Genomic DNA, 19,780 nt, shown 5'->3' with positions numbered 1-19,780 from the left:
ATATCTATTTGAGTTGGCAAGGGTGTATTAAAAATATTGGTATGCTCGCCACATGGATAGTGACTCGAATCATAGTTCAGTCGATACCGTTGGAAACACCCCTCTAGTAAAGCTAGTTCGATTTGCAGCAGACGAGAAAATCAATCTGTGGGCAAAAATGGAGTCCTATAATCCGGGCGGTAGTGCCAAAGACCGCACCGCACATGCGATGGTAGCGGCTAGTAGTCTCCGCCCGGGAGATATCGTCGTGGAATCGAGTTCAGGTAATCTTGGCATCGCCTTGTCACGCGAGGCAGTGCTAGGTGGCTGGACTTTTCACTGCGTTGTAGATCCACGTGTCAACCGCAACACGGTAACGCATATGAAGGCACTAGGTGCCATAGTGCATGAGATTACCGAACCAGACCTCAAGACTGGAGACTGGCTAGTAGCACGACGAAGACGTGTGGCTCAGTTGTGTGCACAGATACCTGAAGCGGTCTGTCTTGATCAATATTCGAACACCGCTGCCTTTCAAGCGCACGAACAAGGAACTATGACTGAAATCGTTGAGCAGCTCGGTCGGGCACCTGATTACCTTCTAGTGGCGGTGAGCACTACTGGGACGATCGGTGGCTGCTTATGTTACGTGGCTGCGCATAATTTGGCTACTAATGTCATAGCAGTTGATGCTGAAGGATCAGTGCTTTTCGATGGACACCCTGGCCTGCGTCATCTGCCGGGTTTTGGTGCCGGCATGGTCTCGGAGTTATCTAAACAGCTGTCGCCCCACCAGGTTCTTCGCATTGACGATAGAACTTCAGTTGAGGCTGCCCGCAAAATGGCGCGGACTGAGGCCATCCTGCCCGGTGCATCTGGTGGGGCTGTTCTCGCCGCTGTGGAGAGATTGTGGCCTGATATTGCTGAGGGCAGTGATGTAGTAATAATTCTTCATGACGACGGAAATAAGTATTTGGATACAATTTATAGTGATGCATGGGTTGAGGAGAATCTGTGACCAAGGTTGCTATTGTCGGTGGAGGACCACGCGGTTTATGGGCCGCTGAGGAATTGTTAACGCTGGCCAGGGAGCGGTCAGTCGACATCGAGCTACACGTTTTTAACGATTTTCTCGGTGTAGCATATCAACCTGATCAGCCTAAAGAGTGGCTAATGAATGTTCGGTCTTCCATTATTACCACCCAGTTCAGTGATTTTGATCGGTGGCTTCAAAATCGTGGAGTAGATTCTCCTTTCCCGCCTCGACGGTTAGTCGGGGAGTTTTTAGCAGAATCTTGGGACACACTTTCCGGTTATGTGCCTAGGGGTTGTTCTCTCACTATTCATTCTGTCCACGTAGAAAAGATCGAGCCTTTAAACGAAACTGATGATAGTTGGTTGGTGCAGGGAGAACTATTTGATGAAGTTCTGTTAGCTACTGGGCACGCAACTGACTGGCCGGGAGCGCTGTCGCAGGAAGATGTTCCTGCCGGAGTGCGTCTGATTACATCGCCCTATCCTGCTAGCAATCTTAATGGGATTGGGGTGAAAGACCGTGTATTAGTACGTGGTGCAGCTCTAACCTTTATTGACATTATTCGAGTTTGTTTACCTGCGGTATTTATTCCGGTGACCCGCACAGGACAGCTGATGAAACCTAAGCCTGACTTCAGTGGATTATATCTGGATGATATTTTAAATGAAGGTTCAGAAAAGGTCCGTTCCGCCAAGAATCTTTGTGAGCTCAAAGTTGTACTTAGAGTAGTATCCACTCAAATTCAAGAACGAGCTGGCAAACAAGATGAAGAATGGGGAATGGGAGTCGCTTGGCGGGAAATGTATCCCAGCATAGTGAAACGCGCCTCATACGAAGGGCGCGATAGCCTAAAAGGGTTTTATGATTTAGCCCGAGAAATGGAAAGATTGGCCTTCGGTCCACCACCGGAAAGCTACGAACACCTTCAAAGGCTTATTGATTCCGGCGTGGTAGATACGTCCCATCTGCATCGTGGTGAAGAACGACTCGCGGATCTGGTCCGTGAACTTAACATAACCGTGGTGATAGACGCCGTCACCTCGCCGCCAGGAGTAGTTCCAGGCACATTGGTGCACTATTTAGTAGAAGAGGGATACGCTAGAGTGCGCCCTGGGACTCGGGGTCTGGATGTAGCTGCCGACGGCACTGTTATAGGTCAAAAACATTTGGCTGCGGTGGGGCGAATGACAGAAGACGTGGTTTTGGGCAATGACACTTTGTCAAGAACGTTGCATGACGTTATTCCTAAGTGGGCTCGTCGAGTGATTCGCAACGCTACTCCTCTTCCGGAAAGGGTGCACGGCATCCCTCCACTCGCAGCTCGGTTGGAACCTTGGGCGAAAAAACTCACCTCAGATCCCACTGCATGTCGTACACTGATCACCAATTTCGGTAGTCCTGTCAATGTTCTCCATGCCGGTGTTATGGCCCGTAATATTGCTGAATTGGTAGACACCGGTAATCAGATGGGCGTAGATACCCGTGTATTTTTTGCCCGCAAAGCCAATAAAGGCCTCACCTTCGTCGATGCTGTTAAGAATGTAGGTCATGGCATAGATGTAGCCAGCGAGCGGGAGTTGTTTCAAGTACTTAACCGTGACGTTCCAGGAGCACAGATTATTCTATCTGCAGCTATTAAGCCTGACAGCTTACTGGAACTGGCGATTGCAAACGACGTGGTAATTTCCGCGGATTCGCGTGACGAGCTAGATCGTATTGCCGCTTTAGTCGGCGATAGAATCGCACGAGTTATGCCTCGAGTTGCGCCAGATCCTGCAGTTCTGCCCCCGACTCGATTTGGCGAGCGGGCAGCAGAGTGGGCTGAGCGGCTTACCGGCCTGGTTCGTGGTGTAGACATCGTGGGCCTTCACGTGCACCTTCACGGTTACGCCGCGGAAGATCGTGCTCTAGCCCTGAGGGAATGTTGCCAGCTCATCGATTCCCTCAGAGAATACGGGCACTCTCCGCAGTTCATTGACCTTGGCGGAGGGGTGCCTATGAGCTACATTGAATCTGATGAAAATTGGGTTCGCTATCAATATGCCAAATCTGCTGTCTTAGCAGGGTATGCCAAACCTTTTACATGGAAGGATGTTCCACCGTCGAACACATACCCCTTCTATCAGACGCCAGTACGTGGTGAGTGGTTAAAAGATTTGCTTTCCAATGGAGTGGCTCAGCTGCTCATAGACCGAGGATTGCGGCTGCACCTAGAGCCTGGCCGAAGTTTGCTTGATGGCTGTGGAATCATTCTTGCCGAGGTTGCTTTTGTGAAAACCCGCAGTGATGGTCTGCCCTTGGTGGGCCTAGCTATGAACCGGACGCAGTGCAGGACTACATCTGATGACTATCTCATTGATCCTTTGCATATTACTGACAATGCCGATGGCTCGGAGATCGAGGCGTATCTGGTGGGCGCATACTGCATCGAGGATGAACTCATTCTGCGTAGACGCATCCGTTTCCCTCACGGAGTTAAGCCGGGTGACATTATCGGAATTCCAAATACCGCAGGTTACTTCATGCACATTTTGGAAAGCGCATCACACCAGATCCCATTGGCTAAGAATGTGGTATGGCCAGAGGGAATATTGGATGATATTGATATAGATTGAAACACGGCCATAGATATTTTAGAACAGCTAAGTCACTGATGCTATTGGGTGTTCCTCCTTTCACTCCTTAAATTATGTTTAGATCTTTATAGAGTTATCCTCGAAAATTCAGAAAGAACTCTTTATAGTGGGTTGCGTACGGTAATATGCCCGAGGAAAATGCATGAGGAAGGTACGATTTGAATGTCAAATGACCCCCGCACTCTATTTCCTAAAGTCGATCCCCCTCAACAAAGCCAAATGGAACCAGGGCTCGATACAGAACTTTTACCACAAGCAGATATTGGCCTTTCTAGTTATCAAGGACATGGACGGCTAAAAGGACGAAAGGCTCTTATTACTGGAGGGGATTCCGGGATCGGAGCTGCTGTAGCAATTGCATATGCGCGTGAAGGGGCAGATGTTGCGATTGCCTACCTGCCGGAGGAACAAGTAGATGCTGACAGGGTGATTCAGGCAATTGAGGATGCTGGCCAAAAAGCCTTTTCTTTCCCTGGCGATCTCAGAGATCCAAACTATTGCCGATCATTGGTCCAAGAAACTGTGGACGCTTTAGGTGGTCTAGACATTTTGGTGAACAATGCGGCGCGCCAAGTATGGGCAGACGGATTGGCCGAGATTACCGATGAAAGCTTCGATCAAACTTTGCAAGTCAATCTTTATGGCAGTTTTCGGGTTACAAAAGCTGCTTTACCGCATCTGAAGCCAGGATCATCTATAATCTTTACTTCCTCTATTCAGGCATATAATCCTTCGGGAACCTTACTAGATTACGCGATGACTAAGGCAGCATTGAATAACCTTTCTAAAGGCTTGGCTAGTAGTTTGATCGGTAAAGGTATTCGTGTTAATTCTGTAGCCCCGGGCCCTTTTTGGACGCCATTGCAACCTAGCCACGGACAGCCGCAAGAGAAGTTAGAAGGATTCGGAACTCAGACACCAATCGGAAGAGCGGGGCATCCAGTGGAGTTGGCCGGCGCGTACGTTTTTCTCGCCTCTGATGAAGCTAGTTATGTGGTAGGAGAAACTCTAGGAGTTACGGGAGGGACACCCACCCCTTAGCTCAAACCGGTTAAAATTTTCCTTTACCTAAGCTCTAAGATGATTGGGGGCTTGGTAGGGGTCAATTTTTTCGACTACAGACACTACAACATCTCGCATTTTCCAGTCAAGGTCTCGAATTTTCTCGACTAGCTGAGATACTTCCTCGGGTGTAGGTATATATCCTTCAACTCGCTCAACAAATACCTCTGCGTGAAAAACCCGACCTTGGTCACGTACCCTAGCGCAAGCTTGTTTGGCCCAGTGGACCTGGAGAGCAGTCTTTTCTACATCATGATTTAAACGGTGGGGAGCCGAATTGTCATAGGTGGTTGCTCGTCCGTCACTCAGACCAGATACAGCAGCCTTTATGTTGGTAATACCATCTTTAAGAATTGAAGCTGATATTACTAGGGCTGCAACTGCATCCGCCCACCAAAAACCGAGTCCTATTCCAAGCACACCCACAGAGCTAGCGACCGCTGTTCCCCAATCCGCTTTAGCCATATCCGCGTCTGCGTAAAGTAATTTATCGTGCAAGTCTTTAGCTAGGCGAATTTTTACTCGCCCAACAGCCACCATTGGGATAGAAAAAAATATCATAACCCCAATCATCAGCCAACCGGACCACACATCATGGCCAAACAAAATAGTTAGACCTATTGGGGTTTTTCTCCCTTTATCAATGAAGAAACTGCCTCATAAATCAACAGGCCACCCATGACAAGTAACGTCATCGCTGCAGCTTGATGGCCGATAGCAATCGACCGATACCTACCATACGGATACCTCTTGGACGGCACAGCTCTACTGATTCGCGATGCTAAGAGAAATGCGATTGGAGGCACCAACGCAAGCATGTCTTCAATCCATGCACTACGCATAGCCTGTGATTGGCCAGCAACGACGCCAACTAAAGCGATGGAGAAAAGGACCCATATAATAGTCATCCATTCTAATTTTATCGCTTTGCGTAGCGCCGTTTGCTGTTTTTCAGGCATCTCATTGCGCCTTAAATCTTGGGTGTCGCCGGCTCCTAAACTCATCAGATTTCACCAAACTCTTGAGCGAGATAACGTTCTAAAGCGGTCATAAGTTCGTTCTCTCCTAACCTAATCCCCATCACTTTCCCCTCCCCGTCGACTTTGGAATATGGACGAGACAGAGCCATGTGAGAGGACCAAGGAGACGAAGAAGACAACCCCCCCCAATTACAACATCGAGTTGGCCATTTTTGACTCTATTGGCCAGTACTGATTCTGGGGCATTCTGCCATTTCACCTCCGCGTCGATGCTGTCGGCAAATCCTTTTATTAGGTCGACTTCTATTCCTGAATATTCGCCGGCTGCGATAATTTCTGTCCAAGGTTGGTTTTCAGATATTCCGACCGCGAGTTCATTCCCGCGAGCGCGTTCTAGGGTCCCCTCTGAATCTATAGGAATGGATGCACATGAACAGAGAAAGAAAAACAAATTGTCACATAGGTAGTTCGATAAAAAGTGATTAAATCTAAGCCATGGCGAAAAGCCTGTGGCAACCTAAATTTAAAGCTTCGGAACCCATTTTATAGTGTGGCCTAAATATATGCCTTTGGAATTTATGGTGCCTGCGTGAAGTCGTATAAAGAAGATTTATTTTCTGCTAGAGTGCATCCCTTACAGTAAATCAATACTTTGTGAGGTAGGTTTCTTTACTGCTAATGCCGATTATCTGCATGGTTTTTTCGAATGATATCCGTCAAGTAGATAGCAACCGCAATCCAAATAATGATGAAACCAACCCAACGTGCTGGTTCGACTACCTCGTTGACAACAAACAATGCCCACAGCATCTGCATCGTCGGGGTCATGTATTGAAGCATGCCTACAGTAGAAAGCGGAATGGCCTTTGCAGCTAGTCCGAACATCAACAGTGGAAGTGCTGTGACTAATCCAGAGCTGATCAACAAGGCGCTGTGATCAGCTCCATTGTTGAAGAAGGTGCCGTCGCCTGACATTTCTAGCCACACCAGATAGCCCGCAGCAATAGGTAAAAGTACCAGTGTTTCGGCTGTTAAAGATCCCATAGCAGACATGTTCACTTGCTTTTTTAAGGCTCCATAAACACCGAAAGTAAAGGCCAAGCTCAGGGCTAGATATGGTGGCTGACCGCTTAAGAACGTCAGTACTAAAACACCAACAAGAGCAATAAACACTGCGCTCATCTGCAGTCTGCGCAATTGTTCTTTGAACAATATAATACCGAACACCACGCTGACCAAAGGATTAATAAAATATCCCAATGCAGCTTCGGTGACATGCCCGGAATTAACAGCGATGACATAGATCAGCCAGTTTGCAGCAATAAATACTGAAGCCAGCACGATGCGTATCCAGGTACCTCGGTCGGCTTGTTTCAGTTCTCGCCATCCCTTAGTGAAAGTGATAACGAGCATCATTAATACGGAGGTCCAGAGGATGCGATGCGCCAGAATTTCGAATGGTCCTGCAGGAAGCAGAAGTGGGAAAAACGCAGGGAACATGCCCCACCCCAAATAAGCGAGTACGCCGTAGATCATAAAAGGCTACCTTATACCTAGCTGCACAAAACCGTGTTCACGTGCCCAAATTTGAGGAAGTTTCACCCTTGTCAGGAGATGGCTAGACTGTCCAACATGGCCAAGCAATCCTCATTTGTACATCTTCATAATCACACCGAGTTCTCCATGCTTGATGGAATGGCCAAAATCGACATGTTGGCCGATGAGGTAAAAAATCAAGGTATGCCCGCAGTCGGCATTACTGATCACGGAAATATGTATGGTTCCAACCCGTTTTATCGCAAGATGACGGAAATGGGCATCAAGCCCATCATTGGTATCGAAACATATATGGCGCCGGAATCCCGTTTTAAAAAAGAGCGCGTGCGTTGGGGTGAACCACACCAAAAATCTGATGATGTTTCTGGTTCCGGTGCATATTTGCACCAGACAATGTTGGCAGAAAACACCACAGGCTTAAGAAATCTTTTCTATTTGTCCTCCATGGCGTCTTATGAAGGCCAGTTGGGTAAGTGGCCTCGCATGGACGCCGATATTATTGCTGAACATGCCGAGGGCATTATTGCCACCACCGGTTGCCCTTCAGGTGATGTGCAAACACGCCTGCGGTTGGGGCAATTCGATGAAGCCCTGGAAGCTGCTGCCATGTGGCAAGACATCTATGGTCGGGATAACTACTTCCTTGAGCTCATGGATCATGGTCTTGATATTGAGACACGTGTGCGCAGCGAACTGCTGGAAATCGGCCGCAAGCTCGATCTACCACCACTGGTGACCAATGACTGTCACTATGTGCTGGAATCACAAGCGCAAGCTCACGAGGCAATGCTGTGTGTGCAGACTGGTAAGACACTTCATGATGAAGACCGTTTCAAATTCGGTGGCACCGGCTATTACGTGAAATCCGCACAGGAAATGCGTGCGCTGTGGGACGATATGGTTCCTGAAGGCTGCGATAACACTTTGTGGATAGCAGAGCGTGTGCAGGACTACAGCGAAATTTGGGAAGAGCATTCTCATGACCGCATGCCTATCGCTGATGTTCCAGAAGGCCATACACCAACCACATGGTTACACCATGAAGTGATGGCTGGTCTGGAAGAACGTTTCGCTGGCAAGCAAGTTCCGCAGGATTATATCGAGCGTGCGGAATACGAGATCTCCGTCATCGATATGAAGGGTTACCCTTCTTACTTCCTCATCGTTGCTGAGCTGATCAAGCATGCTCGTTCCATCGGCATCCGTGTCGGACCTGGACGTGGTTCCGCAGCAGGTGCCTTGGTTGCGTACGCACTGACAGTCACCAACATTGATCCCATGGAACATGGATTGCTGTTCGAGCGATTCCTTAACCCAGAACGTCCCTCTGCACCCGATATCGATATTGACTTCGATGATCGCCGCCGCGGTGAAATGATCCGTTACGCAGCTGAGCGTTGGGGTGAGGACAAGATCGCACAGGTGATCACGTTCGGTACGGTGAAAACTAAGCAGGCACTCAAGGATTCTGCCCGCGTGCAGATGGGTCAGCCTGGTTACCAAATCGCTGACCGCATGATCAAGGAACTTCCACCTGCCATCATGGCGAAGGACATTCCGTTGTCGGGCATCACTGATCCTGAGCACCCTCGTTTCAATGAAGCTGGTGCTGTGCGCCAATTGATTGAAACAGATCCAGACGTCAAGCGGATTTATGATACTGCGCGTGGTCTGGAAGGCGTGGTGCGTCAATCTGGTGTGCACGCTTGTGCTGTGATTATGTCCTCTGTGCCATTGCTGGATTGTATTCCGATGTGGAAAAGACCAGCTGATGGTGCATTGATCACTGGTTGGGACTACCCGGCATGTGAGGCCATTGGCCTTTTGAAAATGGACTTTTTGGGGCTGCGAAACCTCACGGTTATTGGTGATGCGATCGAGAACATCGAAGCGAACCGCGATGGCCTTATCCTTGACCTAGAAAACTTGGCTATTGAGGATGAAGAGACCTACAAACTCCTCGGGCGCGGCGATACCCTAGGCGTGTTCCAGCTTGATGGTGGTGGTATGCAAGAGCTGCTAAAGCGCATGCAGCCGACAGGATTTAATGACATTGTTGCAGCTCTCGCGCTGTACCGACCAGGTCCAATGGGTGTTAATGCCCACTGGGACTATGCTGACCGCAAGAATGGCCGTAAGCCAATTACCCCGATTCACCCAGAGTTGGAAGAAGCCCTGGAGGAAATCCTCGGCGAAACCTATGGTTTGATTGTGTACCAGGAGCAGATCATGAAGATCTCGCAGAAGGTGGCAAACTATACTGCTGGTCAAGCAGATGGTTTCCGTAAAGCCATGGGTAAGAAAAAGCCAGAAGTACTGGAAAAGGAGTTTGCGAACTTCGAAGCCGGTATGAAAGCCAATGGCTATTCAAGCGCAGCTATTAAGACGCTGTGGGATACGATTTTGCCATTCGCTGGCTACGCGTTTAACAAGTCGCATGCTGCAGGCTATGGTCTGGTGTCATTTTGGACTGCCTACCTTAAGGCTCACTATGCGCCGGAATACATGGCTGCCTTGTTGACATCCGTGGGTGATAACAAGGATAAATCAGCCATCTATCTTTCTGATTGTCGTCACTTGGGTATCCGAGTGCTGTCTCCGGATATTAATGAATCTTCGTTGAACTTCCTGCCTGTCGGAACGGATATTCGCTATGGTCTTGGTGCGATCCGAAACGTGGGTGCCGAAGTGGTGGATTCTGTGTTGCAAACCCGAAAAGAAAAGGGTGTGTTTAAGGATTTCTCCGATTACTTGGACAAGATTGATACCTTGCCGTGCAATAAGCGAATCACCGAATCGCTGATTAAAGGTGGCGCATTTGATTCCTTGGGACACCCACGAAAAGGTCTCATGCTGGTCTTCGAAGATGCCGTGGATTCTGTTATCGCGACTAAAAAAGCAGCTGATAAGGGACAATTTGATCTCTTCGCAGCGTTTGGCTCCGACGATAATGAAGAGGTAGCTAATTTCTTCCAGATTGTGATCCCAGATGAAAAATGGGATCGCAAACATGAGCTTGCCCTCGAGCGCGAAATGCTTGGTCTCTACGTCTCTGGACACCCTTTGGACGGATATGAAGACGCCATCGCAGCACAGGTAGATACACCTCTCACCACCATTGTTGCTGGCGAATTAAGGCATGGCGCAGAAGTGACCGTGGGCGGCATTATCTCAAGCGTGGACCGACGTTTCTCCAAGAAAGATGGTTCCCCGTGGGCAATTGTCACCATTGAAGATCACAACGGTGCTTCTGTGGAACTCTTGGTCTTTAACAAGGTCTATTCCATCGTGGGCTCGATGATTGTGGAAGACAACATCATCTTGGCCAAGGCGCATATCTCTATTCGTGATGATCGTATGAGCTTGTTCTGCGATGATTTGCGCGTCCCAGAGCTCGGCCCTGGAAATGGGCAAGGATTGCCGCTGCGATTGTCCATGCGCACTGACCAGTGCACGATGGCTAATATCGCAAAGCTCAAGCAGGTTTTGGTAGATAACAAGGGCGAGGCCGATGTTTATCTCAATCTGATGGATGGCGATAACTCCACCGTGATGATTTTGGGCGATCACCTTCGTGTCAATCGTTCGGCAAGCCTCATGGGTGATCTTAAAGCAACGATGGGTCCGGGGATCCTTGGCTAAAGAGTTATGTTTTCGCCCCTTCACGGGGGCGGAAAACCCACCTCGTGAATAAAATTCTGCGTGCAGTGGCAGCAGGCGGTGTCAACGCGGTTAAAGTCGAATGAGAGTTTGATACTTTCATTCGACTTTTAGATTGGATTTTTCAATGAGCATCGACCGCATCAGGACCACTCACGTAGGTTCCTTGCCACGTACTCCAGAGTTATTGGACGCAAACCTTAAGCGTTCTACCGGAGAAATCGGAGAGCAGGAATTTTTCCAGATTCTGCAGTCTTCTGTAGATGACGTGATTAAGCGCCAGGTAGACCTGGGCATCGATATCCTCAACGAGGGTGAATACGGACACGTTACTTCCGGCGCAGTCGATTTCGGCGCATGGTGGAACTACTCTTTCACTCGCCTGGGTGGACTAACCATGACTGATACTGACCGCTGGGCAAACCAGGAGGCAGTACGCTCCACTCCGGGCAATATTAAGCTAACTAGCTTCTCTGATCGCCGTGACCGTGAGCTTTTCCGTGGCGCATATGAAGATCCTGCATCTGGCATCTTCACTGGCCGAGCTTCTGTAGGTAACCCAGAGTTCACTGGACCAATTACCTATATCGGTCAAGAAGAAACTCAAACAGACGTTGATCTCCTGAAAAACGGTATGAATGCAGCTGGCGCTAAGGATGGTTTCGTTGCAGCGCTCTCCCCAGGATCAGCAGCTCGTTTGACCAATAAGTTCTACGAGACTGATGAGGAAGTTGTGGCAGCGTGTGCTGATGCGCTTTCACAGGAATACAAGATCATCACTGATGCCGGCTTGACTGTTCAGCTTGATGCTCCAGACCTAGCCGAAGCATGGGATCAGATCAACCCTGAGCCAAGTGTTAAAGATTACCTGGACTGGATTGGTACCCGCATCGATGCTATTAACAGCGCGGTTAAGGGACTGCCAAAGGAGCAGACTCGTCTGCACATCTGCTGGGGTTCTTGGCATGGACCACACGTCACCGATATTCCATTCGGCGACATCATTGGTGAGATCCTGCGCGCAGAGGTTGGTGGTTTCTCCTTCGAAGGTGCATCACCACGTCACGCACATGAGTGGCGCGTCTGGGAAGAAAACAAGTTGCCAGAAGGCTCTGTTATTTACCCAGGTGTAGTTTCTCACTCCATCAACGCTGTGGAGCACCCACGTCTTGTTGCAGACCGTATCGTTCAGTTCGCCAAGCTTGTGGGCCCAGAAAATGTTGTGGCATCCACCGACTGTGGCCTGGGCGGACGCTTGCATTCTCAGATCGCATGGGCAAAGTTGGACTCTCTTGTGGAGGGCGCTCGCATCGCTACAAAGGAACTGTTCTAAACTTAGAGGCGAGGGTTGCTAGTTAAAGCAGCAAAAAGATAATCGGCTGGTGTTCCACACAGAGTATTTTGTGTGGAACACCAGCCGATTATCTTTTATGTGAAGATATTAAGCGTCGATGTTGATACCCATTTGGGTTAGCATCCGGCGGAGGTCATCCTTGAATGCTGGATTAATGGTGACCAACATGGATGCGGCAGTTGCAGCGAAACTAGTAATAGCCATCAATGCCTGAATGATGGCGAAAGGAATGCCAATCCATTCTGGTGGGGAAACGATGGAGCCGATGATCGGAAGCTGGGAGAGCTTATCTTTCATTGCTTGTTCTTCTTCAGAAGGCTCATCATCTTTAGGGTCTTCTTTGCTTCCAGAAGAACCAATGCTTGGTGCCTGTGGGAGATCGCCACTGCTGAGCATTGAGCTGCCTTCAACGCTGCCTGGCCACTGTTCATTACCATCAACTGGGTTGCCATCTTCATCAACTGGGTGGGATGAGGTGATGTTGTCAGAAAGCTGAGTTATCGCATCCGAAGACTGGGCCTGGGCAACTGGAGTGAAAACGGACAATGCCACAGCACTTGCTGTAACAAGGGTCAGAGTACTTCGACGCAAAGACAAAACTTTTCTCCTGGCAATATATTAATCCGGACAGACATGAGTGCATGTGATACATGGCTGGCTAGCGAAAACTATCTAGAACTCGTGGAAAGTGTAATGCCACAACCACGGTATTGGCTAGGAAACAACTTACAGCACCTCTTGGGCTTAAGTCGCGCAAGATTTAAAACCCATGCCAAAGTAGGCGCAAAAGTAGGAGAGGATTACACTAGTCAAGCATGAGTGAAACCTACGTGTCTGAGAAAAGTCCAGGAGTGATGGCTAGCGGAGCGGAGCTAATTCGTGCCGCCGACATTCAAACGGCGCAGGCACGAATTTCCTCGGTAATTGCACCGACTCCACTGCAGTATTGTCCTCGTCTTTCTGAGGAAACCGGAGCAGAAATCTACCTGAAGCGCGAGGATCTACAGGACGTTCGTTCTTATAAAATCCGAGGTGCCTTGAACTCGGGTGTGCAGCTGACCCAAGAGCAGCGCGATGCAGGTATCGTTGCGGCATCTGCAGGCAACCATGCACAAGGTGTGGCTTATGTGTGTAAATCTTTGGGAGTCCAGGGGCGCATCTACGTTCCTGTGCAAACACCAAAGCAAAAGCGCGACCGCATCAAGGTACACGGCGGTGAATTTGTCACCCTGGTAGTTACTGGAAATAATTTTGATGAAGCATCCGCAGCAGCACATGAAGATGCAGCGCGCACTGGTGCAACACTGATTGAGCCTTTCGATGCCCGTAACACTGTTATCGGTCAAGGCACTGTTGCTGCTGAGATCCTGTCGCAGCTCACAGCTATGGGCAAGAGCGCTGATCATGTCATGGTTCCAGTTGGCGGTGGCGGACTGCTGGCTGGTGTGGTGAGCTACATGGCTGATATGGCACCACGAACTGCCATCGTTGGTGTGGAGCCAGCCGGTGCTGCTTCTATGCAAGCTGCGCTGCGCGGTGGTGGGCCGATCACACTCGATCAGGTGGATGCTTTCGTGGATGGCGCAGCCGTGAAGCGTGTGGGCGATATCAATTACACCATCGTGGAGAAGAACCAAGGCCGCGTACACATGATGAGCGCTACTGAAGGCGCCGTGGCTACTGAGATGCTTGATCTGTATCAAAACGAAGGTATCATCGCAGAGCCAGCTGGTGCGCTGTCTATTGCAGCGTTGAAGGATATGTCCTTTGCGCCAGGCTCTATTGTTGTTTGCATCATCTCTGGCGGTAACAATGATGTGCTGCGTTATGCAGAGATTGCTGAGCGCTCGTTGGTGCATCGTGGTTTGAAGCACTATTTCTTGGTGAATTTCCCACAAAAGCCAGGGCAGCTGCGTCATTTCTTGCAAGATATTTTAGGCCCAGATGATGACATCACATTGTTTGAGTACTTGAAGCGCAACAACCGTGAAACGGGAACTGCACTGGTGGGTATTCACCTCAATGAGGCTTCCGGACTTGAGTCTTTGCTTGAGCGAATGGAGGAATCAGCAATTGATTCCCGTCGCCTTGAGCCAGGTACACCGGAGTATGAGTACCTTACCTAAATAAAACAGTGGGCCTTTTCAAATTGAGAAGGCCCACTGTTTCTATTATTAGCCTAGAATCGCGAAACCCCATGCCGGCAATGTGGTAGATGTTGCGGTCACAGTAGGAGAAGAGAAGCTATAGATCAGCTCTCCGCCATGAGGCACCTCTACTGAAGTATCAGAGAAATTAGCGATGATTCGGCCGTGCCCATGTGACATGGACAGCCACGTATTGCCGTGAGAAATCTCTACGTCAAGCAAATTGGATTGAGAGAACCCTAATGTGCGACGCAGCTGAAGCAACTTTTTATAGGCATCATTGATGCGTTGTTGTTCGGGTGTGAAATCCCACTTGAGCTTGGAATCCTGAAAAGTTGCTTCTAATTCTGGCGAGGGAATCTCATCGGCGTTCCAGCCTAAGCGTGCAAATTCCCGTTTGCGCCCTTCTGATGTGAGGCGATTTAATTCCTCATCGGTATGGGAGCAGAAGAAAGCAAAGGGAGTGGTTGCGCCGTATTCTTCGCCCATAAATAACATTGGGGTATAAGGGGAGCAGTAGATGATAGCTGCTTTTAATACTTGCTGCTCTGGACTTAAGCTCATGGATGGTCGATCACCGATGGCACGGTTTCCTGTTTGATCATGGGTGGTGGTGTAGGTGACAAAGCGGGAGGCTGGGGTGACATCGCGGCGTACCGGCCGGCCATGGTTGCGCCCGCGGAAGGTGGAGTAATTGCCGGTGTGTTCAAAAACTTCCCGCAAGGTTTTGGCTAGTGTCTCTACGGAACCAAAATCGCAGTAATAGCCATTGCGTTCACCAGAAACCAGCGCATGAACAGCATGGTGAATATCATCAACCCACTGCCCGTCTAGTCCTAGACCGCCAGCTTCCCGCGCGGTTACTAATCGGGCATCGTTGAGATCAGATTCGGCAATTAGGGAATGCGGAATACCAGTGCGTGCCGAGACGTTTTCTGCCACCATGCTCAGCTGTTCTAACAGGGAGTAGGCGCCGCGATCATCGAGTGAATGCACAGCATCAAGGCGCAGGCCATCAATATGGAAATCATCAAACCACTGGCGTGTGGCATCGAGAATATAGCTGCGCACCTCATCGGAATCATGACCATTAATATTGACCACATCGCCCCAACCAGTGCTGCCGCCGACAGTGTAGGGGCCAAACTGGCCGTTGTAATTGCCATCGGGTCCGAAATGGTTGTATACAACATCTAAATACACGGCGATGCCTGCCTGATGGGAGGCATCAACAAGCTTCTTTAAACCTTCTGGACCACCATAACCTGCATGGACGGCGTGCCAGAGCACTCCGTCGTAGCCCCAATTGCGGTTTCCGCCAAAGGGCTGCACGGGTAAAAGCTCGATGGCGGTCACACCGAGATCACGCAAATAAGGCAGCTTATCGACGACTCCCTCAAATGTTCCTTGGTCACTAAAGGTTCCCACATGCAGTTCATAGAGCACTGTTCCGGGAAGAATGCGACCCGTCCACTGCTGGTCCTCCCAGAGATAAGAGGACTGTGGAATTTCACTTAACCCATGAACACCATCTGGTTGCGATTGGGACCGCGGATCGGGAAGTGGTTTCGACCAGGAGGATCCGTCGAAAAGCGAAAAACCGTAACGATCGCCGGGCTGCGGCGCGATCCCGGCGCGCCACCAGCTGCCCGCCGTTTTTTCCATGGGAACGGTATCGCCGTTGAGGATCAGGTGGACATCGTGGGGAAGTGGAGCCCACACCGAAAAGCTTTGCGAGGTCAACATGCTCACCAGGCTAGTGAAAATATGGCAGGTGGGCGAGCTAAGATATGAGATGCTATGGCACAACTCACGCGATACCAACTCCCTCAATCCGGTCAAGTCTTTGAGTACGAAATGGAAATTAAACGATCCAGATTCTTGACCTATATCACGCGTGTGCAAGATCAAGAGCAAGCTCGGGAGTTTATTCATTCCATCAAAGAGCTCTACCCAGATGCGAGGCATCACTGCAGTGCATTTATTTTCCATGTGGATGGTTCCAATGATGTAGAACGCTCCTCTGATGATGGCGAACCTTCCGGAACTGCTGGAAAACCAATGTTGGAAGCTCTGCGCGGCTCTGGCATGAAAGATATTGCGGCCGTGGTGGTGCGCTATTTCGGTGGCGTGAAATTGGGTACTGGCGGATTAGTTAATGCCTATACCAATGCTGTGACTGAGCTCTTGCCTGACGTTGCACAGGTAACGCGCTCTGTGCGGGAAATCTTTAAGATTGACCTGCCACATTCTGACGCCGGGCGCATTGAAGCAACGTTGCGTGGCATGGGCATCATCATCACCGATACCGAATATGGCGCAGAAGTCACCTATACTCTGGCACTTTTACCTGGTGAACAGAGCACTGTGGAATCACAGCTGTCTTCTATGATGGGTGCAGAAATTGCCTTAAAAGAAGCTGGATACATGTGGGTGGAATCCCCGAGTGACTAGTGAGAGCCTTGCACACTAGACTAGACAACCATGAGCATGCAACAATTCCCCCGCAATCCAATTGAGAAGCGTAAACAAGAAGTACGCAAAAATTCCCGCAACGCAGTAGTAAGCGTTGCCGGTGGACTCGTGGGAGGTGGCGCACTATGGCTACTGACCAGTTCTGCATTCTTTATGGGGCTAGGCCTGATCATTGCAGTGGTAGGCGGCTTCTACTTCTACAACAAGGTGCAGAAAACCATCAACGAAAAAGACCGCTACTAAAAATCTATGTCAGAAACTGATGGGTTACCTGTCCGCATCGACGCGTGGGTGTGGGCAGTTCGCCTTTATAAAACCAGAGCCGATGCGGCAACAGCATGTCGCGCCGGGCACGTAAAACTCAACAACACTGCGGTGAAACCTGCTCAACAGGTACTACCCGGTGATCGTGTGCGCGTGTGGGTAAACCACCGAGAACTAGACGTGGAAGTACTACGGACAATCAGGAAGCGGGTAGGCGCACCCATCGCCAAGACCTGCTATGTTGACCACACTCCGCCCCCTCCTCCGATGGAAGTGCTGGCTTCTATTCCTCGCCGTGATCGTGGTGCAGGTAGGCCCACGAAAAAAGAACGACGAGAAATGGAAGAGTTCAGAGGGATGAGTTAAGCCTTCTTGGACAAGATGTCCTTGACCATCGGGATGACCTCGGTGCCGTAGAGCTCGATAGACTTCAGCAAGTGCTCGTGAGAAGTTGGGCCGTTGGCGTATTTGAGGGTGAAACGATCGAGGTCAAGTGCAGAAATGGTCTTTGCAATCTTCTTCGCAACTGTTTCAGGGGATCCGATGTACAAAGCACCATGATCAATTTCGCGCTCAAATTGCGTCGCATCTGCTGGTGCCCAGCCGCGCTCTGCACCGATCTTTCGTTGCTGTTCCAACCAGTTCTCTAGGGAAAGCTCGCGAGCTTCCGCATCAGTAGCAGCGACAAGGCCTGGGGAATGGACACCAATTGGCATCTGTGGCTGTCCGAATTGCTCATTGGCCCTCTTGTAGAGATCCGCATAAGGACGGAAGCGTTCCGCTGCGCCACCAATGACTGCAAGCATCAATGGGAAACGGTACTTGGCTGCGCGCACCACTGACTCAGGGCTGCCACCGACAGCAACCCATGCCTGGATTCCAGCCTCTGTTGGAGGATAGAGCATCTGGTTTTCCAATGCTGGGCGAGTTTCACCGTGCCAGGTGATGGCTTCTCCACGGCTATCAGCAGCAAGGATTTTGGCAAACAAATCTAGACGCTCGCTGAAAAGCTTTTCGTAGTCCTGGAGATCAAAACCAAACAGTGGGAAAGATTCGATGAAGGAACCGCGACCCAAGGTGATTTCCGCACGTCCTTGAGACAGCGCATTCATGGTGGAATAACGTTCAAAAATACGCACTGGATCATCAGAGGACAGCACTGTGACAGAAGAAGTAACTTTCAGTTTTTCTGTGGAAGCCAGAATGGCAGTCATCACGATGTCAGGCGCAGAAACTGCATAGTCTTCACGGTGGTGTTCACCGATGCCGATGATATCTACCCCGACTTTTTCTGCCATCTTTGCTTCTTCGACGATATTGCGGAGAGTTTGTGCAGGGGAGACCGGTGCGCCTTGGAGATCCACTGTGTTGTCGCCGAATGTATCAAGGCCGAAAGAGATATTCTTCATGAGTTTCCTTCTGTGTAAAAGGGCTTATTAAAAAGCATTTGTAGATACATCAACAATATGGGGTTGGGGGATATTCCCGCAAGGTTTGAGGTGTTCTAGGATGGCGGTAAGTAAGAGTATCTATGTTGGGGGCTGTGGATATAGTGCACGATATAGTTTTAGGGCCTCGGGGACGTTATTTCCTGATGAACCTTGCAGTGGCTTTTGATAACGGCTTCATTGAGGAATCAGGGTTCCAGACATTAGAACATGTTCTGTGGCGGTTGGGTAGAGACGTTGGATATAACACCCGGAGACGCGGAATTAGCCCTTCGTACACTATTTTAGCCAGAGCTCGGAAGCTTGCGCCTTTGTTGGAACAGGTTCCTTTAATCGAGCTGACTCCGAAACTGATATACGACGCGCTCGACAGCACCGTCAATAATGCTGCATATTGGGAACCACCATCGAATATAGATTTACTGTTGGCTTCACATCCTTTAAAACGCGGTCTTCTCCGAATCGCTCACCATGTGCACGCATCCCCTTTTTGGATACCGTGGTCTAAGCAGTTTTTTGCTGAGGGACAATCCTCTGTGAGCTGGAAGGCGATATCAGCCTCCAGAGAGGATACTTCTTTGGTTCAATCAGTTCTTTCGGCTCAGGATGCTTTGAAGATGTGGCAGGCGGAGGCAATGCATCCTGATGTGTGGTGGTCAAGACCACCACGGACACTTATCCGGACCTCTGGAGAACTGGAAGATGGAATTCCAGGAAGCCTGCGATTTGTTGAAGATGGTCTTGGATGGAACATCGGACAGGTACAGCACGCCACAATATCGCCAGGAGCTCGGGTATTTACGATCAATGGACCAGATGATTGGGTATTCTTGTGCAGACGTTTCCCACGAGAGATACCAATGGCTGACAGGCCGAATTGGAAGATAGCAACCGGATATCCACACGACTGGGTTATTCCAGACTATGCACAAGTAGCCCAGTATTACGACGGTGTGCATTTAAGTTTTCAAGGCTATCTGGCTACAGCTGGGTGAGTGGTTGTTCTAGATCATAAAAGAGCTGGCATGTTGGCTGGGTGGGATCCAGGGCAAACCTTTTGGTTCACAGATGCAGTGCAGCTAGGGGAGCTCATAACCTGGAGAAACCAGGGCCACACCCGAGGTGAGCAATACTGGAAGCCTTGAAAATGCAGTAACCCCGGCGATTTGGTTCGTATTCCAG

14 protein-coding genes and 2 pseudogenes are annotated in these 19,780 nt (G+C 49.8%); 10 read left to right on the top strand and 6 right to left on the bottom strand.

Annotated features, from left to right (window positions below; genetic code table 11):
- The first annotated feature begins 52 nt into the window (after window positions 1–52).
- The 3 genes from ccrud_RS09350 (at window position 53) to ccrud_RS09340 (ending at window position 4,692) form a co-directional block, all read left to right on the top strand.
- On the top strand, window positions 53–997 hold the full coding sequence (locus ccrud_RS09350; protein WP_066566649.1) for a pyridoxal-phosphate dependent enzyme: 945 nt from the start codon (window positions 53–55) through the stop codon (window positions 995–997).
- The gene (locus tag ccrud_RS09345) at window positions 994–3,630 is read left to right on the top strand and encodes an FAD/NAD(P)-binding protein (RefSeq protein ID WP_066566646.1); all 2,637 of its coding nucleotides are present in this window, start codon (window positions 994–996) and stop codon (window positions 3,628–3,630) included. The genes ccrud_RS09350 and ccrud_RS09345 overlap by 4 nt, the downstream gene beginning before the upstream one ends.
- A gap of 183 nt (window positions 3,631–3,813) precedes the next feature.
- Entirely contained in the window at window positions 3,814–4,692 is an 879-nt protein-coding gene (locus ccrud_RS09340) for an SDR family oxidoreductase (protein ID WP_066566643.1), read from the top strand.
- Window positions 4,693–4,719: 27 nt separating this feature from the next.
- On the opposite strand, the pseudogene ccrud_RS09335 reads toward ccrud_RS09340, so the two are convergent.
- The 3 genes and pseudogenes from ccrud_RS09335 to rarD all read right to left on the bottom strand — a co-directional run bounded on the left by ccrud_RS09335 (window position 4,720) and on the right by rarD (window position 7,229).
- A pseudogene (locus ccrud_RS09335) lies at window positions 4,720–5,717 on the bottom strand (cation diffusion facilitator family transporter).
- Window positions 5,717–6,176: pseudogene (locus ccrud_RS09330) on the bottom strand (transporter substrate-binding domain-containing protein). The pseudogenes ccrud_RS09335 and ccrud_RS09330 overlap by 1 nt, the downstream one beginning before the upstream one ends.
- 192 nt (window positions 6,177–6,368) lie before the next feature.
- On the bottom strand, window positions 6,369–7,229 hold the full coding sequence (gene rarD / locus ccrud_RS09325; RefSeq protein WP_066566640.1) for an EamA family transporter RarD: 861 nt from the start codon (window positions 7,227–7,229) through the stop codon (window positions 6,369–6,371).
- Window positions 7,230–7,325: 96 nt separating this feature from the next.
- Between rarD and dnaE the strand changes: the two genes are divergently transcribed.
- Window positions 7,326–10,892 carry a DNA polymerase III subunit alpha gene (gene dnaE / locus ccrud_RS09320; RefSeq protein ID WP_066566631.1) on the top strand — a complete coding sequence of 1,189 codons (3,567 nt, stop codon included), beginning with the start codon at window positions 7,326–7,328 and terminating at the stop codon, window positions 10,890–10,892.
- A gap of 145 nt (window positions 10,893–11,037) precedes the next feature.
- Window positions 11,038–12,243 (top strand): cobalamin-independent methionine synthase II family protein, encoded by a 1,206-nt coding sequence (locus ccrud_RS09315; RefSeq protein WP_066566628.1) that lies wholly within the window; start codon window positions 11,038–11,040, stop codon window positions 12,241–12,243.
- A 108-nt stretch (window positions 12,244–12,351) separates the two neighbouring features.
- Here ccrud_RS09315 and ccrud_RS09310 read toward each other — a convergent pair whose 3' ends face one another.
- Window positions 12,352–12,861 carry a hypothetical protein gene (locus ccrud_RS09310; RefSeq protein ID WP_066566626.1) on the bottom strand — a complete coding sequence of 170 codons (510 nt, stop codon included), beginning with the start codon at window positions 12,859–12,861 and terminating at the stop codon, window positions 12,352–12,354.
- A 218-nt stretch (window positions 12,862–13,079) separates the two neighbouring features.
- Here ccrud_RS09310 and ilvA point away from each other — a divergent pair, with 218 nt between their 5' ends.
- Window positions 13,080–14,390 (top strand): threonine ammonia-lyase IlvA, encoded by a 1,311-nt coding sequence (gene ilvA / locus ccrud_RS09305; RefSeq protein ID WP_066566619.1) that lies wholly within the window; start codon window positions 13,080–13,082, stop codon window positions 14,388–14,390.
- A gap of 48 nt (window positions 14,391–14,438) precedes the next feature.
- On the opposite strand, the gene treZ is transcribed toward ilvA, so the two are convergent.
- Window positions 14,439–16,157 carry a malto-oligosyltrehalose trehalohydrolase gene (treZ, locus tag ccrud_RS09300; protein WP_066566607.1) on the bottom strand — a complete coding sequence of 573 codons (1,719 nt, stop codon included), beginning with the start codon at window positions 16,155–16,157 and terminating at the stop codon, window positions 14,439–14,441.
- 54 nt (window positions 16,158–16,211) lie between these two features.
- Here treZ and ccrud_RS09295 point away from each other — a divergent pair, with 54 nt between their 5' ends.
- The 3 genes from ccrud_RS09295 to ccrud_RS09285 are packed head-to-tail and all read left to right on the top strand — an operon-like array spanning window position 16,212 to window position 17,516.
- Window positions 16,212–16,865 carry a YigZ family protein gene (locus tag ccrud_RS09295; RefSeq protein ID WP_066566602.1) on the top strand — a complete coding sequence of 218 codons (654 nt, stop codon included), beginning with the start codon at window positions 16,212–16,214 and terminating at the stop codon, window positions 16,863–16,865.
- Window positions 16,866–16,895: 30 nt separating this feature from the next.
- Window positions 16,896–17,129, top strand: a complete 234-nt coding sequence (locus ccrud_RS09290) for a hypothetical protein (protein ID WP_066566600.1) — start codon at window positions 16,896–16,898, stop codon at window positions 17,127–17,129.
- A gap of 6 nt (window positions 17,130–17,135) precedes the next feature.
- Window positions 17,136–17,516, top strand: a complete 381-nt coding sequence (locus tag ccrud_RS09285) for an RNA-binding S4 domain-containing protein (protein ID WP_066566598.1) — start codon at window positions 17,136–17,138, stop codon at window positions 17,514–17,516.
- On the opposite strand, the gene ccrud_RS09280 is transcribed toward ccrud_RS09285, so the two are convergent.
- Window positions 17,513–18,559, bottom strand: coding sequence for an LLM class flavin-dependent oxidoreductase (locus ccrud_RS09280; RefSeq protein WP_066566595.1), 1,047 nt, complete (start codon window positions 18,557–18,559; stop codon window positions 17,513–17,515). The genes ccrud_RS09285 and ccrud_RS09280 overlap by 4 nt on opposite strands.
- A gap of 617 nt (window positions 18,560–19,176) precedes the next feature.
- Here ccrud_RS09280 and ccrud_RS15745 point away from each other — a divergent pair.
- Complete coding sequence (locus tag ccrud_RS15745; RefSeq protein WP_245670231.1) at window positions 19,177–19,593, top strand: hypothetical protein; 417 nt, start codon at window positions 19,177–19,179, stop codon at window positions 19,591–19,593.
- Window positions 19,594–19,780 lie beyond the last annotated feature (187 nt).

Source organism: Corynebacterium crudilactis, from assembly GCF_001643015.1.
In the GTDB taxonomy this organism is placed as follows: Bacteria; Actinomycetota; Actinomycetes; order Mycobacteriales; family Mycobacteriaceae; genus Corynebacterium; species Corynebacterium crudilactis.
This window is presented reverse-complemented; position numbering and strand designations above follow the sequence as displayed.

Excerpts from the sequence above, each read along its gene's own strand:
- ccrud_RS09280 (WP_066566595.1), bottom strand. The coding sequence starts at position 18,559 with ATGAAGAATATCTCTTTCGGCCTTGATACATTCGGCGACAACACAGTG.
- rarD (WP_066566640.1), bottom strand. The coding sequence starts at position 7,229 with ATGATCTACGGCGTACTCGCTTATTTGGGGTGGGGCATGTTCCCTGCG.
- ccrud_RS09350 (WP_066566649.1), top strand. The coding sequence starts at position 53 with ATGGATAGTGACTCGAATCATAGTTCAGTCGATACCGTTGGAAACACC.
- ccrud_RS09285 (WP_066566598.1), top strand. The coding sequence starts at position 17,136 with ATGTCAGAAACTGATGGGTTACCTGTCCGCATCGACGCGTGGGTGTGG.
- ccrud_RS09290 (WP_066566600.1), top strand. The coding sequence starts at position 16,896 with ATGAGCATGCAACAATTCCCCCGCAATCCAATTGAGAAGCGTAAACAA.
- ilvA (WP_066566619.1), top strand. The coding sequence starts at position 13,080 with ATGAGTGAAACCTACGTGTCTGAGAAAAGTCCAGGAGTGATGGCTAGC.
- treZ (WP_066566607.1), bottom strand. The coding sequence starts at position 16,157 with ATGTTGACCTCGCAAAGCTTTTCGGTGTGGGCTCCACTTCCCCACGAT.
- ccrud_RS09295 (WP_066566602.1), top strand. The coding sequence starts at position 16,212 with ATGGCACAACTCACGCGATACCAACTCCCTCAATCCGGTCAAGTCTTT.
- ccrud_RS09340 (WP_066566643.1), top strand. The coding sequence starts at position 3,814 with ATGTCAAATGACCCCCGCACTCTATTTCCTAAAGTCGATCCCCCTCAA.
- ccrud_RS09315 (WP_066566628.1), top strand. The coding sequence starts at position 11,038 with ATGAGCATCGACCGCATCAGGACCACTCACGTAGGTTCCTTGCCACGT.
- dnaE (WP_066566631.1), top strand. The coding sequence starts at position 7,326 with ATGGCCAAGCAATCCTCATTTGTACATCTTCATAATCACACCGAGTTC.